The organism is Flavonifractor plautii ATCC 29863 (assembly GCF_000239295.1).
Classification (GTDB): Bacteria; Bacillota; Clostridia; order Oscillospirales; family Oscillospiraceae; genus Flavonifractor; species Flavonifractor plautii.
Window position 1 is genome coordinate 1 of the sequence record NZ_JH417759.1, and the last position, 2708, is coordinate 2708.

General features: G+C 57.9%; 3 protein-coding genes. All 3 read right to left on the minus strand.

What is annotated here, in order from left to right; genetic code table 11:
• On the minus strand, nucleotides 1–733 hold a 733-nt coding region (locus HMPREF0372_RS09060; RefSeq protein WP_007491219.1), incomplete at its 3' end, for a ParB N-terminal domain-containing protein.
• Nucleotides 733–1104: a single-stranded DNA-binding protein gene (locus HMPREF0372_RS09065; protein WP_007491221.1), complete on the minus strand. Its 372-nt coding sequence runs from the start codon at nucleotides 1102–1104 to the stop codon at nucleotides 733–735. The genes HMPREF0372_RS09060 and HMPREF0372_RS09065, both read right to left, overlap by 1 nt.
• 81 nt (nucleotides 1105–1185) lie before the next feature.
• Nucleotides 1186–2708: MSCRAMM family protein (locus tag HMPREF0372_RS20570; RefSeq protein ID WP_007491223.1), on the minus strand; the 1523-nt coding region annotated here is incomplete at its 5' end.

Genomic DNA, 2708 nt, shown 5'->3' on the forward strand with positions numbered 1-2708 from the left:
GGACCGCCTTTTCATACGCCTTGCAGAAGACTCCAGCGATCTTCCCCTCACGGTCGATCTCCGCGTCCTTTTCCTGGATCTCCTTTTTGGCTTTCAGGATGTCCAACGCCTCCTGGGCGGCCTGCTCCCGCTGCTCCTCCGGCAGATCCTCCACCTGCTTGGTGATCTGGTAGCCTTGGTTGATGGACAGTTCCTTCTTGTCCAGCGCCTCCTTGACCGCTGCGGGGGCGTGCTCGTCGATCTGCATCACTTTGCCCATGGTCCGCTCACCCAGACCAACGGAGTCTGCCAGTTCTTTGCGGGTATCAACAGGAACGGAACTTTCCGGCAATGTTGCCGAAAGGTCAGTTCGCGTACCCTGGTTTGCCTTGGCCCTGGCTTCGATCTCCGGCTTGAGCTTCAGGGCGATCTTGCCCAGTTCCCACTTGTCCAGGTTGCGGCGGCCCTTCTGGGTATCCAGCGCCCACTGCTTGGCCTCCAGCAGATCGTCAAAGGCGAACACCAGCATCTGATAAGGCAGGCCGTGCTTGTCGCACAGGGATTTTCGGTTATGCCCGTCGATGACGACCAGATCCTCATTGACGATGATGGAGGTATAGCACCCATTTTTCAGGAGGTCCGTCTCCAGCGCGCCGAGCTGCTCCTCGCTCAAAGGCGGGAGCAGCTCGGCCATCTCAAGCAGCACAACAGGGGTGTGCTCTGTGCTGCTGTAAATGATCCCAGTGTTCTTCATCAGGCGGCCTCACACTCTGCCTGGTTCTGCTCGGCAGCGGTCGCCTCCTCTGCCCGCCGAGGGGAGAGAAGCTCCACCTCCGTAGCCTTGATCAGGAAGCCGGGCTGGCGGGTGGGATCGTCAGAAAAAGTGATGGTCTCGAAGTCGCCGGAGGCGGCCAGCTTGCAGCCCTTCCAGGCATAGGCGGCACAGAACTCGGCCAGGGGGCCGCGCACCTTGATGGAGATGAAGTCGGTAAGCCGGTTGCCCTCCTGATCCCGATAGCGGCGGTCCGAGGCGATGCGCAGGATGGCATAGGGCTTGCCCGTGGTTTCGTTCATCTTCAGCTCCACATCATTGGTCAGATTTCCGGTAGCAGTGATCTTCAACATCGTTCATTTCTCCTTTTTCTGTTAGAATAATTGGTTGTAAGAAAGAGGGGGACTCACAGCTTCTGTGAGTCCCCCAAGGGCTTAATACCCCGTCCGGGGCAGGGTGGGAATGGCAGGTTTGCCGTACACCGTGGTCACCCAGCGGCTGACAGCCTGCACCCACTGGCCGTTGTAGACGCCGCCCACGTCGGCCACATTGACAAACGAGGTGGAGGCCAGGTTGGCCACGGCGGTGCAGTGGAGGTACGGCTTTTCTACCTGGGCAAAGCCAGCAGGGGCCTGTCCAAAGACGAACATGACCTCTGTGACCCGTTCATTGCTGGCAAGGCCCAGTGCGGTGGCCGAGGCAGCCAGGGTGTAGTTCTTGCTGGTGGACAGGTTGTCTGCCAGGGTCCGATACTCGCCACCGTTCACACGGTAGGTGATCTTATAGGTGCCGGGGAAGTTATAGGTTCCGGTGACCACCGTATCCAACCGCACCTCTGCGGGAAGGGTATCGCGCCAATAAAAACTATCCAGCCGGACATTGGATGTGTTGGCAATCCCAGAGAATGTGTAGCGCACCGGCTGGCCCGCCATGATCTCCTTGGGGCCGGTTTTGGTAATGGACACGCCGGTGGTCAGGCTCTTGTTGGTCACCTCAAATTTGACGATCTGTCCCTCATGTTCCAGATAGGCGGTGAGTTCCGTTTCATTTACGCCGTAATTGGCCGGAGCCTTGACCTCCCGGATGGTATAGCGGGAGAGGGGCAGGGGCTTGGACACGGCCAGCCCTCGGCTGTCGGAGCGGATGGTGTCCACTAGATTACCCGCCTTATCATAAATCTCAAATACGGCCCCCTCCAGCAGCGTTCCGGCAGGCAGGCCGTTGGTGGGGTTGTAGTCGGCGGACTTCTTGACAATCTGGATCTGGCCTGTGATGGCCCGGTTTTCCCAGGTGATTTCCGTGGTCTCGCCAGGCTTTATATAGACGGTTTTCAGCTGTTCGTCTACGATGTAGCCCTCGTTCTCCAGCTCCCGCAGATACACCTTGCCAGACAGATCCAGGGTGTCAATGTAGGCGTATCCGTTCTGGTCGGTGGTGAACTGATCCACAGGATTCATATTGCCGTCGTAGAGGAGGAAGGTCACGCCGTAAATGCCCTTTCGGGTGTCTGCGTCGATCTTGTGCAGCAGGATGCCGGAGAATGCCTTGTTGGTCACCGTTTTGCGGGTGGTCTCTCCGTCCTTGACGGTAAAATAGATGGGTGTGGGGTCCAATTTGAAGGTATCCGGGCAATCGGTTTCCACGGCATAGTAGTTGTCAGCCTCCAAGGGCAAGAACACTTTTCCATCCTTCCCGGTGGTCACGGTGTCCACCAGAGCGTCGTCGCTGACGCGGCGGATTTCAAAGGTGACGCCGGAGATGGTTTCCGTTTTATCTGCCTCATTGACTTTGGTAAACTCCACACCGCCTACCGGCGAATTGTAGAACCAGAGTTCCTGTGTATCGTCCGGGTTGACCACCACCGTCTGGCTCTGGGTGTTGTGGTCGATGGTGTACCCAGGGATGCTTTCCACTTCAGTCGCTACCACTGTGCCGGTGATGCCGGAGAGGATGATCT